The sequence below is a fragment of the Pseudomonas sp. TE3899 genome (assembly GCF_056279105.1).
Genome location: NZ_JBWBQR010000001.1, coordinates 5,001,474 through 5,021,463, shown reverse-complemented (window position 1 = coordinate 5,021,463; position 19,990 = coordinate 5,001,474). Strand labels below are relative to the sequence as shown.

The following is a 19,990-nucleotide window of genomic DNA, read 5'->3' as shown; positions in this document are numbered from 1 at the left end:
CAACCTGTAGGAGCCAAGCTTGCTCGCGATGGCGGCGCCAGATTCACCCGTGTTGTCGACTGATACACCGCTTTCGCGAGCAAGCTCTGCTCTTACAGGGATCAGCGGAGTTATAAGTCCAACACCAGTGGCTGCGAACTCTGGGCCGGAATCGCACAACAAATCAGCACCTGCCCCTCATCCGGCACCTCGGCGGGAGGCTGTGGATAATTCACCTGGCCGCTGATCAACCGGGTCTTGCAGGTGCCGCACGAGCCGCCGCGACAACTGAATTCCGGACGCAAGCCACGGCTCTCCGCCAACTCCAGCAAACTGCCGCCGTCCGGTTGCCAGCGGGCCTCTTTGGCCGAACGCTGGAACACCACCGGCACCGAGGTGGTGGCCGCCGGCGGTTGTTCGATGACGATGGCATCCGGGTCGGGCTGGCGACGCAATGTCGAAGGGCCGAACGTCTCGGCGTGAATTCTCGAATCGCGAATATCCAGTGCCCGCAGGCCGTCGTATACCCCTTGAGTGAATGCCCCCGGCCCGCACAGGACAAAATCCACTTCATCGAAATCTTCGACCTCAAGCATGCCGTGCAGCAACGCCGTGTCGATGCGCCCGGTCAGGTCGAAGTCCTCGCCCTCCCGCGCCTCGGCTTCCGGTTGGCTGAGCAGGCGCAGCACGCGCACAGTATCGCCAGCGCCTTCCAGCAAACGGTCCAGCTCTGCACGGAACGGTTGATCGGCCAGGGTCCGCGAACTCTGGAAAAACCAGGTCGGCCGAATCCGCCGCGTGCGCCAGCCCTGATAAACCACCTCGCGCAGCATCGACAGCAACGGCGTGATGCCAACCCCGGCGGCCAACAACACCAGCGGCCGACGCTCGTGGGGCGCCACGGTGAAATGCCCCTGAGGCGCCCGGGCTTCAAGCACATCGCCGACACGGATCTGTTCATGCAGGTGCGAAGACACCAGACCGTCGCGCTTCACACTGATACGGAAAAAGTCGTCGGACGGCGCACTCGACAGGCTGTAGGTGCGGATATGCACCTCGTCGCCGATCTTGAAGCGCAGCGGCAAATGCTGCCCGGCCTGGAACACCGGCAATCCGGCGCCATCGGCAGGCTCCAGATAGATCGAGCGGATGTTCTGGCTTTCCGCTTCGATGCGCGTCACCCGCAGCGGCCGCCAGGCGTCACCCAGGGCTTGGGCTTGCAGGCGAGCGGCGGCCTGGTCCCAGGTGCCGGTCATCAAACTGTTGGGCGACATTCCGTCGAAACGCCAGCGCAGGGCCAACGCCGCCGGGCGCCGCACAACGCGTTCGACGTCCAGCGTCCACAACCGCTCGGCGCCCTGGAAGGCCTCAATCTGCGGGCCGTCGAGGATGACTTCGGTACGACCGCTGAGCTGCAGCACCTCGCCCGAATTGAAATCGATGAACAGCAAACCAGCCCGTGGATTGATCAGCAAATTACCCAAGGTGTTGAAAAACAAGTTGCCGGCAAAGTCCGGGATGGTCAGGCGATTGCCTTCGACACGGACAAAACCCGGTTGGCCGCCACGATGGGACACGTCCACCGAGCGCCGGCCCTCGACGTCCACGTAACTGGCGACAAACAAGGTATCGGCCTGGGTGATCATGGTTCTGGCCGCGTCATCCAGCGCGTCGAGGTGCTGGGCGATGCGGGTCGACGGATCCGCCAGCGGCACCGTACGAAACTGCCGCAATTGGATGTATTGCGGGCAATTGCCGAAAGACTGATCCACCGAGACACCGAAACCGCTCGCAGTCATCCCGCCAACCCGACCATTGAGCCGATTACGCCGCCGGGTGTGCAGTTCGATGCCGAGCAGGCCAATGGCGGCCCCGTCCTGCAATTGCGCCGGGTCATCGGCTGCCGGCAAACGCTCGAACTGCAACTCGCCAGGGGCAGGAGAATGCGCGAAACCCGGCAACCCTTCGAGGATGCTCGCCCAAGGACGACCGTCGGCATCCACCGCGCCGAACAACATGAACGGCAGTTGCTGATAGAACTGGCGATGCTGGTCCGGCATTTCGTTGCGAATCACCCGGCGACCCAGGGTTTCCATGCGCTCGGCGACGCCCACGTGCTCCTGCAATTGTTTCTCGCCGGCGTGCCACGGTGAATGTTCCATCACAGCCTCTCCCCTGCGCCCAAGGCACAGCGTGTACCACTCAAGTAGGTCAGGCGCTTTGTTGCAGGCCGACGGCGGTGCGCGGCATGCCGACAAACCCGGGCAAGGCTTCGATCCGCGCCAGCCAGGCACGCACGTTGGCGTAATCCGCCAGGGACACGTTGCCTTCCGGGGCATGGGCGATGTAGCTGTAGGCCGCGACGTCGGCGATGGTCGGTTCGTTGCCCACCAGGTACTCGGAATGGGCCAATTCCTGATCCATCACTTTGAGCAGGTCGTGGGAACGGGCAATCACTTCTTCAGCGTTGTAAGACGCGCCAAACACGGTGATCAGCCGAGCCCTGGCCGGGCCGAAGGCAATCTGCCCGGCCGCTACCGATAACCAGCGCTGGACCTTTGCAGCACCCACCGGGTCCGTCGGCAGCCAGCGGCCATTGCCATACTTCTGCGCCAGGTAAACCAGAATGGCGTTGGAGTCGGCCAGTATCACGCCTTGATCATCCAGCACCGGTACTTGGCCAAACGGGTTGATCGCCAGGAACTTCGGCTGTTTATGCTCGCCTTTGGCCAGATCGACGAGGATCAGCTCGGTCGGCAGTTGCAGCAGCGACAGCATCAACTCGGCACGGTGAGCATGGCCGGAGCGGGGGAAGTTGTAGAGTTTGATGGCGTGCATGAGCGGCTCCGCTGGGTGATGGCGCCGTTCAGGGATGATCAGCACCGATGGCACGCATCATCTACCCATCGCCAAAACAACAGAATCACCAGCAAACGCAATCAATTGTTTCAGCCGGCGCAATAAACCAGCGCGCTTTCCCCTGTAGGAGCAAAGCTTGTGTGGCGAGGGAGCTTGCTCCCGTTCGGCTGCGAAGCAGTCGCCAAGCGTTGGGGCCGCTGCGCGACCCAGCGGGAGCAAGCTCCCTCGCCACACAATCCCACTGCGTCTTACCTCAGGGCCGGGTGTTCACGCAGGGCCTTCACTGCAAAATCCACAAAACTGCGAATCCGCGCCGGGGCCTTGCGCCCGCCCTGATACACGACATGAATGGGCAACGGCGGCAGTTCGAAGTCCGCCAGGACGATTTCCAGTTCACCGTTCGCGACTTTGCTTGCCACTTGATAGGACAAGACTCTGGTCAGGCCCAGGCCCAGGCTCGCGGCGTTGATCGCCGCCTGGTTGGACGACACCACCAGCCGCGATTCCGCACGCACGCCCAGCGGCTGCCCGTCATCGAGAAAAGGCCAGGTCCTGAGTTGCCCGATGGCCGACGTCGCGACCACCGGCACGCCGTTCAAATCCTGGGGATGACGCGGCCGGCCATGGGTTTCCAGATAGGCCGGCGAGCCGCAAATCACCCGCCGCACTTCACCCACCCGAATCGCGTGCTGGCTGCTGTCCGGCAGCTCGCCAATGCGCACGGCCACATCGATGCCCTCCTCGACCATGTTGACGATGCGATCGAGCAGCAACCCGTTGATCGTGACGTCAGGAAACCGGTTGAGATAACTCACCATCACCGGCGTGACAAACAACTCGCCGAACAACACCGGCGCCGTCACCGTCAGTTGCCCACGGGGTTGCGCGTGGCTGCCCGCCGCCGAATCCTCGGCTTCCTGCACTTCGGCGAGGATTCGGCGACAGTCTTCCAGATACCGCTGGCCCGCCTCGCTCAAATGCACGCTGCGGGTGGTGCGCGTCAGCAGCAGTGTGCCGATGCGTTGCTCCAGCGCCGCCACCGCCCGGGTGACGCTGGCCGCCGACATGCCCAAACGCCGTGCCGCCGCCGAAAAGCCCTGGTCCTGGGCGACGGCGGCGAAGACCTGCATTTCCTGGAAGCGGTCCATCGATGAACTCCTGAGCACTGAAATACCCCAGGCCAAGTGATCTCGATTGGCCCAGGATTCGCGGGAAGACGGGTTTTGCTGGCATTCTGATTAGTGTGACGTATAACCCTGAACGTTCGCGCTTTCAATTATTGAGACCGTCTCACGATGCCTTCCATTTACCAGCTCAAACCTGCCTTCCAGAATCTGTTGCGCCCGCTGGTGCAACGCTTGTTCGATAACGGCACCACCGCCAACCAGATCACCGTGCTGGCCGCCGTCATTTCGGTGGTGGTGGGCGTGGCGATTGCCTGTTTCGCCCAGCACCCGTGGGTGTTTGTGCTGATTCCGGTGTGGATGATCCTGCGCATGGCGCTGAATGCCATCGACGGTATGCTCGCCCGTGAGTTCGGCCAGCAGTCGCGCCTGGGTGCCTATCTCAATGAACTGTGCGATATCGTCGCCGACTGCGCGCTGATCCTGCCGTTTGCGCTGATTCCCGGCGTGAATCTGCTGGTTGTGTTGTTGGTCACGCTGCTGGCATTGTTCAGCGAGTACAGTGGCGTGCTTGGCCCGATGGTCGGCGCTTCGCGGCGCTATGACGGGCCGATGGGCAAAAGCGATCGCGCGTTTGTCCTCGGTGTCGTGGCCACCGGCATCGCCATTGGCTGGATCAACCCGTTGTGGATTAACGTGGTGTTTGGGGTGGTCGCCGTCCTGCTGGCATACACCTTGGTCAACCGGGTCCGTCAGGGCCTCAAAGAAGTGCAGGAAAACGTCCCCTCGGCGTAAGCCCTCTGAGCATAAGGAAGATGCAATGCGTGAACCCCAGCAGCAGACCTTCACCACCCACGACGGCGTCGAGCTGTTCTACCGCCACTGGCCGGCCACTGCAGCCGATCCGGGCGAGCCGCGCAAAGCCGTGCTGCTGTTCCACCGCGGCCATGAACACTCCGGGCGCATTGCCCACCTGGTGGATGAACTGGACCTGCCGGGCTTCGACTTCTTTGCCTGGGATGCCCGTGGCCATGGCCAATCGCCCGGTGCGCGCGGCGACAGCCCGAGTTTCGCCACCAGCGTGCGCGATGTGCAGACCTTCTGCGACCACCTGAGCGCCGCCCACCAGATCGACGCAGAGAACATGGCGGTGATCGCCCAAAGCGTCGGCGCCGTGATCGTCTCGACCTGGGTCCACGACTACGCGCCGCGTATCCGCTCGTTGGTGCTCGCCTCGCCCGCGTTCAAGGTCAAGCTCTACGTGCCGTTCGCCCGGTCGGGCCTGGGGCTGATGCGCAAGTTTCGCGGCAACTTTTTCGTCAACAGCTACGTCAAGGCCAAGTTCCTCAGCCACGACCCGGAGCGCGTGGCCTCCTACGACAGCGACCCGCTGATCACCAAGGCGATTTCGGTGAACGTGTTGCTCGGCCTGTACGAAGCCGCCGACCGCGTGGTGGCCGATGCCCAGGCGATCCAGGTGCCGACCCAGTTGCTGATCTCCGGCTCGGACTTCGTGGTGCACCGCAAACCCCAGGAACAGTTTTTCGAACGCCTGGGCAGCCTGAAAAAAGAGAAACACATCCTCCCCGGTTTCTTCCACGACACCCTCGGCGAACGTGATCGCGCCGTGGCCGTGGCCAGTGCCAAACGCTTTATCCTGCAAAACTTCGACTACCCGCTGGACCGCGCCTCGCTGCTCGATGCCGACAAAATCGGCCTGACCTGCGCCGAATCCGAATCCCTCGCCGCCCCGCTGCCGCATAACTCGTTGCGTGACCTGTACTGGCGCATGACCCGCGCCAGCATGCGTTTGGGCAGCAAACTGTCCGATGGCGTGAAGCTCGGCTTCGACACCGGTTTCGACTCCGGCAGCACCCTGGACTACGTGTACCGCAACCAGCCCACCGGCAAGGGCGGGCTCGGGCGGATGATTGACCAGAACTACCTGAACTCGATCGGCTGGCGCGGCATTCGCCAGCGCAAACTCAACGTCGAAGAACTGCTGCGCCTGACCATGGCCAGACTGCGCGACGAAGGTCGCCCGGTGCGTATCGTCGACATCGCCGCCGGTCATGGCCGCTACATTCTCGAAGCCTTGCAGGGCGTCAGCCCGTTGCCGGAATCGATCCTGCTGCGCGACTACAGCGACATCAACGTACGCGACGGTGGCGCGCTGATCCGCGATAAAGGCCTGGGCGACATCGCGCAATTTGTGAAGGGCGACGCGTTTGATCGCGCCGACCTGGCCGCGCTGGAGCCCAAGCCAACCTTGGCGGTGGTGTCCGGGTTGTATGAATTGTTTGCCGACAACACGATGGTCGGCGGTTCGCTGGCGGGCCTGGCCGAAGCCGTGGAGCCCGGTGGTTATCTGGTCTACACCGGCCAACCGTGGCACCCGCAGCTGGAACTGATCGCCCGCGCCCTCACCAGTCACCGTCAAGGCCAGGCGTGGGTAATGCGTCGGCGCAGCCAGGCGGAAATGGATCAACTGGTGGAAGCCGCGGGTTTCCGCAAGATCACCCAGCGTGTGGATGAATGGGGGATCTTCACCGTGTCCCTCGCGCAACGGGTGCAATGATGCCGGACGCCTCAAGCGCAAGAGAGCCGGGTTTGCTGAAACCGGCGGTGCTTTGGTTGCTGTTGCTGGCGCCGCTGTTTTTCGCCAGCTACGGCTTTGCCACGTGGTTCACCACCCAACGCAGCGACGTCGGCACCTTCGTTTTCGAGTGGGAAAGCGCCATGCCCTTCTGGGCGTGGACCATCGTGCCCTACTGGACGATTGATCTGCTGTACGGCTTTTCGCTGCTGCTGCCCAACAGCCGGCATGAACTCAAACGCCATGCCCTGCGTTTGCTCAGCGCCCAGGTGATTTCGGTCAGTTGCTTCCTGTTGTGGCCGCTGCGCTACACCTTTGAACGTCCGGAACTGGACGGGGTGTTCGGCTGGCTGTTCGCGGTGCTGGCCGGGTTCGACAAACCGTTCAATCAGGCGCCGTCGCTGCACATCGCGCTGCTGGTGATTCTGTGGGTGATGTACCAACGGCACTCGCAAGGCGTGTGGCGTTGGTTGGTGCATGGCTGGTTCGCGCTGATCGGGATTTCGGTGCTGACCACTTATCAACATCACTTTATCGACTTACCCACAGGCGCCCTCGCCGGTTGGCTGTGCGTGTGGTTGTGGCCGCTGGATCGGCCGAGTCCGTTGAGCAGCCTGCGGTTGGCCAAGGATCCGAAGCGCTGGAGCCTGGCGTTGCGTTATGGCCTCGGTGCCGCCGTGTTGGCCATTCCAGCCTTTGGCCTGGGCGGCGGAGGGTTGTGGTTGATCTGGCCGGCCGTGGCGTTGCTGCTGGTGGCGCTCAACTACGCGGTGCTGGACGCTGCCGGGTTTCAGAAACGCGCCGACGGCCGCTTGAGCCCCGCCGCCCGTTGGTTGTTTGCGCCTTACGTGGCGGCGGCGTGGATCAACTCACGACTGTGGACACGCAAGCATCCACAGCCGGATGAGGTTGTGGATAACGTTTGGCTGGGCCGGCTGCCGAGTGCCGCGCAGCTGACGCCGTTCAAAGCGGTGGTTGATCTGTGTGCCGAGTTGCCGCTCGATCCCGGCGACCGCGCTTATCACAGCATTCCGGTCCTCGACCTGACGGCACCCAACGCAGAACAATGCCTCGCCGCCGCCCAGGCCATTGAACGCCTGCGCCAGCAAGGTCCGTTGCTGGTGTGCTGCGCGCTGGGTTATTCGCGCAGCGCCACGGCGGTGGCGGCGTGGTTGCTGCACAGCGGGCGAGCCACCACCGTCGATGGGGCCATGGCGATGATTCGAGCCGCACGCCCGCACGTGGTGCTGCACCCGGCCCATCGCCAAGCGCTGGAGAATGCCTATGCCGGTTGATATGGAGCTGCAGGTGGTCGCCAGTCTGCTGCGCCGGGGCCGCGCCCTCGATCAGTTATCCACAGGGCTGACGTTGCTCGGGGTGGTGTTCGGTCTGCTGCAATTGCTGCTGGTCACCCCGGTGGCACTGGGCCTGCTCCTTAGCGCCTGGCTGATCGTCGTGGGTCTGGTGCAAAAATACTGGGCGCTACGTGTCGCTTTCGATGCTGACTTGTTTGATGCGGTCGCCCAGGACGCTGACGCCGTGCCGCACCGCACGGTCGATCTCGATCAAGCCCTGCACAGCCTCGGCCTGCAACCGGCCAACCGTGCCGGGCGGCCCTGGGCCGAACGTCAGCGCGGGGCGCTGAACCTGCTGCGCAAACAAGCTGTCCTACTGGCCATGCAGGTGCTGCCGACATTGGCGCTGATCCTGGCCAGCCCTTGGCTGTCCTTCGCCGGATAAGGAAATCTTTTATGTTCGAACCTGTGGTCGCCACCCTCATCACCTCCATGGCCCGCACCGTCACCGGCGCCCGCAGCCTGTGGATGGGCTGCGCGCCGGAACCGGTGCAGCGGATTTATTTCGCCAACCACAGCAGCCACGGCGACTTCGTGCTGCTCTGGGCCTCGCTGCCTCCCGCCCTGCGTAAACTCACGCGCCCGGTGGCCGGCAGCGACTACTGGAACAAAAGCGCGGTACGCCGCTACATCATCAACCGGGTGTTCAACGGCGTGCTGATCGACCGCGAGCGCAAGGACCCTGTGGATAACCCTTTGCAGCCGATGCTCGACGCCCTGGCAACGGGTTATTCATTGATCATCTTTCCCGAAGGCACGCGCAACCCGGAAGACGGGCTGCTGCCGTTCAAAAGCGGCCTGTATCACCTGGCCAAAAGTTACCCACAGGCCCAGGTGATCCCGGTGTGGATCGCCAACCTCAACCGCGTCATGCCCAAGGGCCGGGTGCTGCCGTTGCCGCTGCTGTGTACCACCAGTTTCGGCACGCCCCTGCAATTGGAAGAAGACGAGAGCAAAGAGCAGTTCCTGACACGCAGCCGCGACGCGCTGCTGGCCCTCGCCCCGGAGCATTCCTGACATGGATAGACAAACCCTGATGCTGTTCGGCGGGATCGGCCTGATTCTGGTGCTGGCTTCGCTGATCGGCCTGATCCTCAAGTTGCGCACCCGCGGCACACCGAATCCGGTGGTGGATAACCTCAACGCCCGCATCAATGCGTGGTGGGTGATGGTGGTGGTGATCGGCCTTGCCTTCTGGCTGGGCACCGGCGCGGTGATCCTGCTGTTCTACGCGGTGTCGTTCTACGCCCTGCGCGAATTCCTCACCCTCACGCCGACCCGGCGCAGCGATTACCCGGCGCTGGTGGCGGCGTTTTACCTGGCGTTGCCGCTGCAATACCTGCTGATTTATTTCGATTGGTACGGCCTGTTTTCGATCTTTATCCCGGTTTATGTGTTTTTGCTGCTGCCGATCCTCGCCTCCCTGGGCGGCGACAGCACGCACTTCCTCGAACGGGCGTCGAAAGTGCAGTGGGGCTTGATGATCGCGGTGTTCTGCGTGTCGTTCGTGCCCGCCCTGCTGACCCTGGACATCGCCGGTTATGAAGGCCGCAACCTGCTGCTGATCGCTTACCTGGTGATCGTGGTGCAGCTGTCGGACGTGTTGCAGTACGTGTGCGGCAAGCTGTTCGGCAAACACAAAATCGCGCCCAACCTGTCGCCGTCGAAAACCGTCGAAGGCTTTGTCGGCGGCGTGCTGCTGTCCTCGCTGATTGGCGCGGCGTTGTGGTGGACCACGCCGTTCAACCCGTGGCAGTCGTTCCTGATTGCCCTGCTGATCAACCTGCTGGGCTTTGCCGGCGGCATTGTGATGTCGGCGATCAAGCGCGATCGCGGCGTAAAGGATTGGGGGCACATGATCGAAGGCCACGGCGGGATGCTGGATCGGCTGGATTCGGTGTGTTTCGCGGCGCCGATCTTCTTTCATCTGGTGCGCTACTGGTGGACTTGAGAGCCTTGATCTAAAAGCCCCGTAACACTTTTCAGGTTCGCGTGTAGGATATGCCGCACTTTGCCAAGGATGCGCACCATGTTCGACACGTTCAAAAAAACCTGCCGCCGTTTTTTCGGTGTTTTTTTAAGCGTGATGGGTGCGCTTTTCAGCCTCATGGGCTGGCTGCTTAAAGCAGTCTTCGGCCAATGGCAGCCGCCGTCCTGGCTGGCTGCCCTCGGCAAACGCCTGGTTGCGTTGGGGCACAAGGCCCGGCCTTATCCAAAGCAGATTGCGGCGGCGGTGCTGGGTGTTGCGCTGCTGGTGGCGGCCGGTGTGTATGGCTGGCATTGGTATTCCCACCTGCCGCAACCGCACACCGTGACCTACTCGGTGCAATCGCCGAGCCTGACGAACTACGCCGTCACGCCGCCCACCGTCAACAACGTGCGAGTGCGCTTCACTGAATCCGTGGCGCCGTTGCAGGACATCGGTAAACCGGTCACCAAGGGCATCACCCTTAAACCCGCCGTCAAAGGCGTCTGGCGTTGGGAGGATGATCGCAATCTGGTGTTCACGCCGGAACAGGATTGGCCGATCAAGGCCGAATACAGCCTCGACCTCGCCAAGAAAGGCCTGCTGGCCGGCGGCGTGCTGCTGAACCAGTACGCCAGCAAGATAACCACGGACTCCTTCCGTGTGCGCCTGGTCCAGAACGAGCTGTATCAAGACCCGGTCAACCCGACGCTGAAGCAGCAAGCCGCAACCTTTGGCTTCACCCATCCGGTGGACGAAGACAGCGTGCGCAAACGCGTGACCGTCACCCTTGGCAAAGGCCTGGCCTACCGCGACGCCCAGGCCCCGAACAAGCCTGAAATCACCTTCGACGAACACAAGCTCAACGTCTACGTCCGCTCCGCCGCCCTCGCCACTCCGCTGGAAAGCGTGGCGGTGACGATCAAGCTCGATGAAGGCATCAAGGCCCGGGACGGCGGCAATGCCAGCCCTGCTCCGCTGAGCGCTGAAGTCACCGTACCCGGCCGCTATCGCCTGACCTTCGGCAACGCCGACGTGCAGTTTGTCGACAACGAACGCGGCGAGCCGGAACCGGTGCTGATGTTCAGCAGTTCCAGCGCCGTGGCCGATGAAATGCTGGCCGGCAAGGTGCAAGCCTGGCTGCTGCCGGAAAAACCCGCCGACGATCAAACGCCCTGGTACGGCCAGGACATCGACGAAAAACTACTGGCCCGCAGCACCAAAGTCGCGCTGACCCACGTACCGAGCATCGAACCGCTCAACACCCAGCACGCCTTCAAGTTCAAGGCGCCGGCGGGTCGTGCGTTGTACATCCGCGTCCCGGCCAACCTCGAAGCCATCGGCGGTTACCTGGCGAAGAATCCGACGGTGTCGCTGGTCAGCATGCCGGCCTACCCGCGCAGTTTGCGCTTCCTGTCCGACGGCGCGCTGCTGAGCCTCACCGGCGAGAAACGCCTGGGCTTCATGTCCCGTGGCGTGCCCGGCGCCCATGTGGAAATCGCCCGTTTGCTGCCCAACCAGTTGCAACACCTGGTGGACCAGAGCAGCGGCAGCTTCGCCCGGCCCAATTTCAGCAATGACTATTTCGACCGGATGGTCGAGCGCATGTCCCTGGACATCCCGCTGAACGCCGCCGACCCGTCGAAAACCGTCTACGACAACGTCGACCTCAGCCGCTACCTCAACGCCAATGGCGGGCGTCGCGGGATTTTCGTGCTGAAGCTGAGCTCCCAGGATGATCAGGCCGAGCGCACCTTCGACCGCTACTCCGAGAGCACCACCAGCGACTTGCGCTTCATTGTGGTCACGGACCTGGGGATCATCGCCAAGCGTTCCAGCGACGGCAGCCACGATGTCTACGTGCAATCCATCGGCAACGGCTCGCCCGTGAGCGAAGCTCAGGTCGACATCATCGGCCGCAACGGTTTGCCCGTGAGCAGCGGCAAAACCGACGCCGAAGGCCACGTGCACTTCGCCAAGCTCGATGAGTTGCGCCGTGAGAAAACCCCGTTGATGTACGTGGTGACCCGTGGCAACGACCAATCCTTCCTGCCGATTGCCCGCCAGTCCCAGCAACTGGACCTGTCGCGCTTCGACATCGGCGGCCTGGAAGAAGACGGCGCCACCGAGCGCCTGAGCGCTTACCTGTTTACCGACCGTGGCCTCTATCGTCCCGGCGAAACGGCGCACTTGGGCATGATCGTCCGTAGTGGCAACTGGAAAGGTGGTTTGCAAGGCCTGCCGGTGGAACTGAAAATCCTCGACCCACGGGGCATGGAAGTCATTCGCCAGCCGCTCAAACTGTCGGCTTCGGGCTTTGAAAGCTTTGATTTTCCCAGCAGCGAAGTGGCACCCGCCGGGGACTACACCGCGACCCTGCAATTGATCGGCGAGAAGCAGTCGCGAACCGACCTGGGCAGCGTCAGTTTCAAGGTCCGCGATTTCGAGCCGGACCGCATGAAGGTCAGCCTGACCCTGCACGACACGCCTGTTGTCGGCTGGATCCCGCCCGAGCAAGTGGTGGCCAAGGTCACCGCCCTGCACCTGTTCGGCGCCCCGGCAACGGGCCGGCGTATAACGGCAAAAATGTCCCTGAACCCGACGGCGGCGGCGTTTGATCGTTACCCGGATTACCGATTCCACCTGCGCGCTGCCCTGGAAGAAGCCAGTTCCGAAGACCTGGCGGAAGCCGAGGCCGACGACAACGGTCAAGCGGTGCTCGACCTCGACCTGCAACGCTTCGCCAACAGCACCTATCGCCTGCAAGTCATGACCCAGGTCTACGAGGCCGAAGGTGGCCGCAACGTTGCGGCCCAAAGCAGCCTGCTGGTGTCTTCCGCGCCGTATCTGGTGGGCGTGACCAGCCCGGATGCCCTCAGCTATGTCGCCAAGGACGCCCCGCGCCAGGTGCAATGGCTGGCCATCGCGCCGGACCTCACGCCACGGGCGGTGGATGGCCTGAGCACCGAGCTGGTGGAACACCGCTACGTTTCGGTCCTGGTCAAACAAGCCAACGGCACGTTCAAATACGAATCGCGGATCAAGAACATCAGCCAACCTGCCGTGCCCCTGACCCTGGGCAAGGCCGGCGCCAAGCAGACGCTGAACACCGCCACCCCGGGCGATTACACCCTGCAATTGAAGGACCCGAGCGGCAACGTCATCAACGCCATCGACTACAGCGTCGCCGGGCGTGCCAACACCTCGCGCTCCCTGGAGCGCAACGCCGAACTGCAACTGCGCCTGGACAAGCGCAGCTACGCCACCGGCGACGAGATTGCGATCAGCATTCGCGCGCCTTACACCGGCGCCGGGCTGATCACCATCGAACGCGACAAGGTCTACACCCAGCAATGGTTCAAGGCCGACAGCACCAACAGCGTTCAACACATCCGGGTGCCGGCCGGGATTGAAGGCAACGCCTACATCAACGTGCAATTCGTGCGGGACATCGGTTCGTCCGAGGTCTACATGAGCCCGTTGTCCTACGGCGTGGTGCCGTTCGGCATCAACCTCGATGCACGGCGCATGGCGCTGAAAGTCGAAGGCCCGGCGAAAATCGAGCCGGGGCAAGTGCTGGATATCAAGGTCACGGCGGACCGGCCTTCCCGTGCCGTGGTTTATGCGGTGGACGAAGGCATTCTGCAAGTCGCGCGCTACAAGGCGCCGGACCCGCTGGCCTTCTTCTTCCAGAAACGCGCGCTGGAGGTCAACACCAGCCAGATCCTTGACCTGATCCTGCCGGAATTCAGCCGCTTGCTCAGCGGCGCGGCACCGGGCGGCGATACCGAAAACGCCCTGGCCTCGCACCTCAACCCGTTCAAGCGCAAACACCAGCCACCCGTGGCCTGGTGGTCGGGGCTGATCGACTTGCCGGCCGGGGAAACCGTGCTGCATTACCAGGTACCGGACAGCTTCAACGGCAAATTGCATCTGTTCACCGTGGCCGTGGATGCCGACAGCGTCGGTGTCAGCGAGGCCGCCACCGAAGTGCGCGGGCCGCTGGTGATCACGCCGAACGTGCCGGCGTTTGTCGCGCCGGGCGATGTGTTCAGCGTCAGCGCCGGGGTGTTCAGCAACCTCGACACGGCCGCCAAGGTGAAATTCGAGCTGCAAACCAGCAGCGGCCTGAAAGTCGAAGGCGCTCAGGACAACATCCTGGAGCTGCAACCGCGCAAGGAAGGCGTGGCGCAGTTCCGCATCAAGGTCCTGGAAAACCTCGGCTCGGCGGACCTGCGCTTTATCGCGGTGCTGCCGGACGGCAAACGGATCCAGGTCGCCGAAACCACGTCGATCCGCCCGTTGACCGAACACCGGGTCGCCCTGAGCCTCGGCCGTTTCGACAGCGCCAGCAAAGAGCTGAAGCCGACCCGCGATCTGTTCGGGCAGTTGCGCAATGTGCAAGTAGGTGTCGCCGCCTCGCCGCTGGTCTGGGCCAATGGCCTCAAGCATTACCTGGATGACTACGGGTACGCCTGCACCGAGCAATGGGTGTCCAAGGCCATGCCGGCGTTGATCTGGGGTGGCACCGCACCCGAGGCCGAACAAGCCTTTACCGGCGCGGTACGGATGCTGCGTCAGCGGCAGAATCAGGCCGGTGGTTTTGGTCTGTGGGCGGCCAACCCGGACGTCGCGCCTTACGCCAGCCTGTACGCCACTGACTTCCTGATCGAAGCCAAGGAACGTGGCCTGGCCGTGCCGGAAGACCTGCTGGTGCGCGCCAATGCCTACCTCACCGACCTGGCCAACGGCCCGAGCGAAGGTTTGGCCGAACTGCGCAACCGCGCCTACGCCAGCTACTTGCTGAGCCGTCAGGGGATTCTGGTCAGCGGCGCGGTGAGTGATATCCGCGAGCGTTACGAAACCTACTTCAAAGCCACTTGGACCAACGACCTGGGCGCCGCTTACCTCGCCGCCAGCTACAAATTGCTCAAGCAGGATCGCCAGGCCGACGCGCTGTTCCGCAAGATCCCATGGCGCTCCGTCGCCGATGCCTGGGACAGCGACGGTCTGTATTACGACCCGCTGGTGCATGACGCCGAGCACCTGCATTTGCTCAGCCGCCATTTCCCCGAGTTGCTGGACGATGTGCCGGTGGCCCTGCTGGATAAACTCGGCAAACGCCTCAACGAGCAGCGCTACAACTCGCTGTCCGCCGCGCTGTTGTTGCGTGGCTTGGACAACTACGGCCAGCGTGCGCAAACCGACATGACCCTCAAGGCCTCGGCCTGGTTGGGCGACAAGCAGCAACAACTGTTGGAAATGGCCGGTCAACCGCCCCGCGCGCCCGTACCGGTCGGCACGAAGAAACTGCTGCTGGAAAAAACCGACGGCCCGGCGGCGTTCTACATGTTCAGTGAGGCCGGTTTCGATCGCGGCACCCTCAAGCCGATCAGCAATGGCCTGGAGATCATCCACGAATACCTCGACCTGGACGGCAAAGCGGTCAGTAAGGTCAGTGTCGGCGATGAGTTCCTGGTGCGCTTGCGGTTGCGCGCGACCGATCGCGACCAGGTGCAGCAAGTGGCTGTGGTCGATTTGCTGCCGGGCGGGGTCGAGCCGGTGTATCGCCTGCCACCGGAACCGAAAGCCGCCAGCGAGGAGGACGATGAGTCGCAATACAGCGACGACAGCGAAGAAGCCGAGGCCTGGCAACCTCCGGTCGGTGAAAGCGCGTTGAGCGACTGGTCGCCAAGCTACATCGATGTGCGTGATGATCGCGTGGTGTTCTACGGTACGGCGCGGCGCGATGTCGGCACGTTCGTCTACCGGGTACGCGCCACCAACGCCGGGACCTTCAAGACGCCACCGGCCTACGCTGAAGGCATGTACGAAACCACCCTGCAGGGCCGAGGCAAAGTCGGTCAGCTGGAAATCGTCAAACCTTGAGAACACCGGGGCGACGCTTGAAACCCCTGCTGGCCGTTGGATTGGCGGTGGGGGCGACGTTGCTGGGGCTGAGGCTGTGGCCCCATGCGCCGCTGAGCGAAACGACGTCATCGTCACGCCAGGTGTTGGCGGACGATGGCTCGCTGCTGCGCATGACCCTGGCCGCCGATGGCCAATATCGGCTTTGGCTGCCACTGGAGCGCCTCTCGCCGACGTTGGTCGAAGCGCTGCTGCTCAAGGAAGATCGCAATTTCTTCTGGCATCCGGGGATCAATCCTCCTGCCCTGCTGCGCGCGGCCACGGCGACTTACAGCGGTGGCCAGCGTCAGGGCGGCTCGACGCTGAGCATGCAACTGGCGCGGCGCCTGTGGGACCTCAACACTCGGCAGATCCCCGGCAAGCTGCAACAAATGGCCTTGGCCCTGTGGCTGGAGGCGCGCTACAGCAAGCACGAGATTCTTGAGGCCTACCTCAATCTGGCGCCCATGGGCGGCAACATCGAAGGCGCCGAAGCGGCGAGCCGGATTTACTTCGGCAAACCGGCGGCGCAGTTGTCGTTGTCCGAAGCCTTGGCGCTGGCGGTGATTCCCCAGCAACCGGGACGCCGCGCCAGTTTCGGGCCGTCGTTGCAGAACGCGCGGCTGCGCTTGATGGCGCAGTGGCGCGACACTTATCCCGACGACCCACGCAACAGCAGTTTGCTGGAGCTGCCGCTGGAAGCGCGCAACCGCCAGCAGATTCCGTTTCTGGCGCCGCATTTGAGCGAGCAATTACTGGCGGCCCAGACTGGCAACGAGCTCAACAGCACATTGAATCTGCCGTTGCAGCAGCTACTGGAACGGCTGATCGGCGGATTTATTGCCGAGCGCAAAAGCACCGGTGTCGAAAACGCCACGGCGATCCTGATCGACAGCCGCGACCAGAGCGTCAAGGCCCTGGTCGGCTCGGCGGACTACTTATCCACAGCCCTGCACGGGCAGGTCAACGGCATTCTGGCGCGACGCTCGCCGGGCTCGACCCTCAAGCCGTTTCTTTACGGGCTGGCGTTGGACCAGGGGCTGATCCACCCGATGAGCATCCTCAAGGACATGCCGAGCAGCTTCGGCTACTTCCAGCCGGAAAATTTCGACGGCAGTTATATCGGTCCGTTGACCGCCCGCGATGCCTTGATCCGCAGCCGTAATATTCCGGCGGTGTGGCTGGCCAGCCAGGTCAAATCCCCATCGTTGTACGGTTTTTTGCAGCAAGCCGGGATCAAGGGGATGCGCGGCGAAAGCCATTACGGTCTGGCCCTGGCCTTGGGCGGCGGCGAGATGACGCCCGAGGAGTTGGCGCGGCTGTACCTGATGTTGGCGGGCGATGGGCATTTGCGGCCCCTGCGTTATCTGCGCGAACAACCGCAAAGCAGCGGCGATGCCTTGCTGACGCCGCAAGCCGCGTTCATGGTCCGCGACATGCTGCGGCGTAACCCGCGCCCCGATGGCCTGCCCGCCGACAGCCGTGGCCGGCATTGGCGCACCGCGTGGAAAACCGGCACCTCGTGGGGTTTCCACGATGCCTGGAGCGCCGGCATCGTCGGGCCCTACGTGTTGGTGGTGTGGGTCGGCAACTTCGACGGTCGCCCCAACCCGGCGTTTATCGGCGCCAAAACCGCAGCGCCGCTGTTCTTTCGCATCGCCGACGCCCTGCCGCTGGCCTTGCCCACGGTGGCGGATCGCGTCGACAAACCGCCCGCGGGCCTCAAGCGCATCGACATCTGCGCAGCTTCCGGCGAGTTGCCCAACCGCTGGTGCCCATTGACGCGCAAAACCTGGTACGTCCCCGGCGTCTCGCCGATCCGCGTGTCCAACCTGCATCGCCCGGTGCTGATCGACACCCGCACCGGCAAAGCCGCCTGCGCGCCATTCGACCCGCAATACACCCGCGAAGAAGTCTTCGAGTTCTGGCCCAGCGACGTGCAACGCCTGTACCGCGCCGCCGGCCTGCCCCGGCGCACACCGCCCAACGTGGTCAAGAACTGCCAGCCCAACCCCAGCGGCGATCAGAGCGAAGCGCCGCAAATCCGCTCGCCACTCACCCAGGTCAGCTATCAGCTACGGCTTTCCCAGCCACAGGACAGCCTCTCCCTGAGCGCGAATGCGGCCAGTGATGCAGTGAACCTCTATTGGTTTGCCGACCAGACCCTCATCGGCCAAGGCCCGCCGCAGACCGCGCTGAATTGGCGGCCGGGCAAGTCCGGGGTATATCAGTTGCGCGTCAGTGATGATCAGGGGCGAAGCGCGACGAGAGGGCTGCGCGTGGAGTTTGTGCCTTGAGCGACTGTATTAAACAGCCGCTCGATTAAGGCACTGCGCAGCAATCTCTATCCGTAACGTCTGTGGATAACTTATTCCACCGTCACCGACTTCGCCAGGTTGCGCGGTTGGTCGACGTCCGTGCCTTTCAACACCGCGACGTAGTACGACAGCAACTGCAGCGGGATGGTGTAGAGGATCGGCGACAGGATGTCGTGGATGTGCGGCATCTGTACCACGTGAGTGCCTTCGCCATTGGTCATGCCGGCCTTTTCGTCCGCGAAGACGATCAGCTCGCCACCTCGGGCGCGGACTTCCTGGAGGTTGGATTTCAACTTCTCCAGCAATTCGTTGTTCGGCGCCACGGTGACCACGGGCATGTCGTTATCCACCAGCGCCAACGGGCCGTGTTTCAGTTCGCCGGCCGGGTAGGCTTCGGCGTGGATGTAGGAGATCTCTTTGAGTTTCAGAGCCCCTTCCATCGCCACCGGGTATTGCGCGCCGCGCCCCAGGAACAAAGTGTGGTTCTTGTCGGCGAACAGCTCGGCGATTTTTTCCACGGTGCTGTCCATGGCCAGGGCTTCGCCCAGACGGGTCGGCAGGCGACGCAGTTCTTCGACCAGCGTGGCTTCGACGCCTGGGGCCAACGTACCGCGGACCTGACCGAGGGACAGGGTCAGCAGCAACAGGCCAACCAACTGCGTGGTGAAGGCTTTGGTCGAGGCCACGCCGATTTCGCGACCGGCCTGGGTCAGCAAAGTCAGGTCGGACTCACGCACCAGCGAGCTGATGCCGACGTTGCAGATCGCCAGGCTGGCGAGGAAGCCCAGTTCCTTGGCATTGCGCAGAGCGGCCAGGGTGTCGGCAGTTTCGCCGGACTGGGAGATGGTCACGAACAGGCTGTCGGGTTGCACCACGACTTTGCGGTAGCGGAATTCGCTGGCGACTTCGACCTGGCACGGAATCCCGGCCAGCTCTTCGAGCCAGTAACGGGCAACCATGCCGGCGTGGTAGCTGGTGCCGCAGGCAACGATCTGCACGTTGCGCACTTTGGCGAACAGCTCGGGCGCCTCTGGACCGAAGGCTTGCACCAACACTTGTTGCTGGCTCAAACGCCCTTCCAGGGTGCGTTGCACCACCGTTGGTTGCTCGTGGATTTCCTTGAGCATGAAGTGGCGGTACTCGCCCTTCTCGGCGGATTCGGCGTTGTCGCCATACTGCACCGCTTCGCGCTCAACGGCTTTGCCGTCGATGTCCCAGATCTGCACGCTGTCGCGGCGAATCTCGGCGATATCGCCTTCTTCCAGGTACATGAAGCGGTCAGTGACCTGACGCAGGGCCAATTGGTCGGAGGCGAGGAAGTTTTCCCCCAGGCCCAGGCCAATCACCAGCGGGCTGCCACTGCGGGCGGCGACCAGGCGATCCGGCTGATCGGCGCTGATCACCGCCAAGCCATAGGCACCGTGCAACTCTTTAACGGTGGCTTTGAGGGCCACGGTCAGGTCGTGCAGGTCTTTGAGTTTATGCGCCAGCAGGTGGGCAATGACTTCGGTGTCGGTGTCCGAGGTGAACACGTAACCCTGGGCTTTCAATTGCTCACGCAGGGCTTCGTGGTTTTCGATGATGCCGTTGTGCACAACGGCCAGGTTCTGCCCGGAGAAGTGCGGGTGAGCATTGCGTTCGCACGGTGCGCCATGGGTGGCCCAGCGGGTGTGGGCGATGCCCAGGCGACCGATCAGCGGTGTCTCGGCGAGGGCTTGATCCAGCTCGCTGACCTTGCCCGGACGGCGCAGGCGATCAAGGATCCCGTCATTGGTGAATACCGCCACGCCCGCGCTGTCATAGCCCCGGTATTCGAGGCGCTTCAGCCCTTCGAGCAGGATGGCGGTGATGTTACGTTCTGCGACGGCGCCGACAATTCCACACAT

General features: G+C 63.2%; 12 protein-coding genes. 8 read left to right on the top strand and 4 right to left on the bottom strand.

The window, feature by feature from the left end:
* Nucleotides 1-110: 110 nt before the first annotated feature.
* From ACZ89E_RS22775 to ACZ89E_RS22765, 3 genes are all read right to left on the bottom strand, one after another.
* Complete coding sequence (locus tag ACZ89E_RS22775) at nt 111-2,141, bottom strand: 2Fe-2S iron-sulfur cluster-binding protein (RefSeq protein ID WP_476256496.1); 2,031 nt, start codon at nt 2,139-2,141, stop codon at nt 111-113.
* A 49-nt stretch (nt 2,142-2,190) separates the two neighbouring features.
* Nucleotides 2,191-2,817: a glutathione S-transferase family protein gene (locus ACZ89E_RS22770; protein ID WP_463258949.1), complete on the bottom strand. Its 627-nt coding sequence runs from the start codon at nt 2,815-2,817 to the stop codon at nt 2,191-2,193.
* A 269-nt stretch (nt 2,818-3,086) separates the two neighbouring features.
* Nucleotides 3,087-3,986, bottom strand: coding sequence for a LysR family transcriptional regulator (locus ACZ89E_RS22765; RefSeq protein ID WP_476256495.1), 900 nt, complete (start codon nt 3,984-3,986; stop codon nt 3,087-3,089).
* Nucleotides 3,987-4,133: 147 nt separating this feature from the next.
* Between ACZ89E_RS22765 and ACZ89E_RS22760 the strand changes: the two genes are divergently transcribed.
* The 8 genes from ACZ89E_RS22760 to pbpC all read left to right on the top strand — a co-directional run bounded on the left by ACZ89E_RS22760 (nt 4,134) and on the right by pbpC (nt 18,083).
* Entirely contained in the window at nt 4,134-4,757 is a 624-nt protein-coding gene (locus tag ACZ89E_RS22760) for a CDP-alcohol phosphatidyltransferase family protein (protein WP_149659357.1), read from the top strand.
* Nucleotides 4,758-4,782: 25 nt separating this feature from the next.
* The gene (locus tag ACZ89E_RS22755; protein ID WP_476256494.1) at nt 4,783-6,540 is read left to right on the top strand and encodes a bifunctional alpha/beta hydrolase/class I SAM-dependent methyltransferase; all 1,758 of its coding nucleotides are present in this window, start codon (nt 4,783-4,785) and stop codon (nt 6,538-6,540) included.
* A complete protein-coding gene (locus ACZ89E_RS22750; RefSeq protein WP_476256493.1) occupies nt 6,540-7,853 on the top strand; it encodes a phosphatase PAP2/dual specificity phosphatase family protein in 1,314 nt (437 codons plus the stop codon). The genes ACZ89E_RS22755 and ACZ89E_RS22750 overlap by 1 nt, the downstream gene beginning before the upstream one ends.
* Nucleotides 7,843-8,298 (top strand): hypothetical protein, encoded by a 456-nt coding sequence (locus ACZ89E_RS22745; protein WP_476256492.1) that lies wholly within the window; start codon nt 7,843-7,845, stop codon nt 8,296-8,298. The genes ACZ89E_RS22750 and ACZ89E_RS22745 overlap by 11 nt, the downstream gene beginning before the upstream one ends.
* Before the next feature lie 11 nt (nt 8,299-8,309).
* Nucleotides 8,310-8,930, top strand: a complete 621-nt coding sequence (locus ACZ89E_RS22740; protein WP_149659353.1) for a lysophospholipid acyltransferase family protein — start codon at nt 8,310-8,312, stop codon at nt 8,928-8,930.
* Between the two features lies 1 nt (nt 8,931).
* Nucleotides 8,932-9,864, top strand: a complete 933-nt coding sequence (locus tag ACZ89E_RS22735; protein ID WP_149659352.1) for a phosphatidate cytidylyltransferase — start codon at nt 8,932-8,934, stop codon at nt 9,862-9,864.
* Nucleotides 9,865-9,942: 78 nt separating this feature from the next.
* Nucleotides 9,943-15,768, top strand: a complete 5,826-nt coding sequence (locus ACZ89E_RS22730) for an alpha-2-macroglobulin (RefSeq protein WP_476256491.1) — start codon at nt 9,943-9,945, stop codon at nt 15,766-15,768.
* Nucleotides 15,769-15,785: 17 nt separating this feature from the next.
* Entirely contained in the window at nt 15,786-18,083 is a 2,298-nt protein-coding gene (gene pbpC / locus ACZ89E_RS22725; RefSeq protein ID WP_476256490.1) for a penicillin-binding protein 1C, read from the top strand.
* A gap of 71 nt (nt 18,084-18,154) precedes the next feature.
* Here pbpC and glmS read toward each other — a convergent pair whose 3' ends face one another.
* Nucleotides 18,155-19,990 (bottom strand): glutamine--fructose-6-phosphate transaminase (isomerizing), encoded by a 1,836-nt coding sequence (gene glmS, locus ACZ89E_RS22720; RefSeq protein WP_149659349.1) that lies wholly within the window; start codon nt 19,988-19,990, stop codon nt 18,155-18,157.

Coding starts and splice junctions, on each gene's coding strand:
- ACZ89E_RS22750 (WP_476256493.1), top strand. CDS start 6,540: ATGCCGGACGCCTCAAGCGCAAGAGAGCCGGGTTTGCTGAAACCGGCG.
- ACZ89E_RS22745 (WP_476256492.1), top strand. CDS start 7,843: ATGCCGGTTGATATGGAGCTGCAGGTGGTCGCCAGTCTGCTGCGCCGG.
- ACZ89E_RS22730 (WP_476256491.1), top strand. CDS start 9,943: ATGTTCGACACGTTCAAAAAAACCTGCCGCCGTTTTTTCGGTGTTTTT.
- ACZ89E_RS22755 (WP_476256494.1), top strand. CDS start 4,783: ATGCGTGAACCCCAGCAGCAGACCTTCACCACCCACGACGGCGTCGAG.
- ACZ89E_RS22735 (WP_149659352.1), top strand. CDS start 8,932: ATGGATAGACAAACCCTGATGCTGTTCGGCGGGATCGGCCTGATTCTG.
- ACZ89E_RS22770 (WP_463258949.1), bottom strand. CDS start 2,817: ATGCACGCCATCAAACTCTACAACTTCCCCCGCTCCGGCCATGCTCAC.
- ACZ89E_RS22765 (WP_476256495.1), bottom strand. CDS start 3,986: ATGGACCGCTTCCAGGAAATGCAGGTCTTCGCCGCCGTCGCCCAGGAC.
- glmS (WP_149659349.1), bottom strand. CDS start 19,990: ATGTGTGGAATTGTCGGCGCCGTCGCAGAACGTAACATCACCGCCATC.
- ACZ89E_RS22740 (WP_149659353.1), top strand. CDS start 8,310: ATGTTCGAACCTGTGGTCGCCACCCTCATCACCTCCATGGCCCGCACC.
- ACZ89E_RS22760 (WP_149659357.1), top strand. CDS start 4,134: ATGCCTTCCATTTACCAGCTCAAACCTGCCTTCCAGAATCTGTTGCGC.
- ACZ89E_RS22775 (WP_476256496.1), bottom strand. CDS start 2,141: ATGGAACATTCACCGTGGCACGCCGGCGAGAAACAATTGCAGGAGCAC.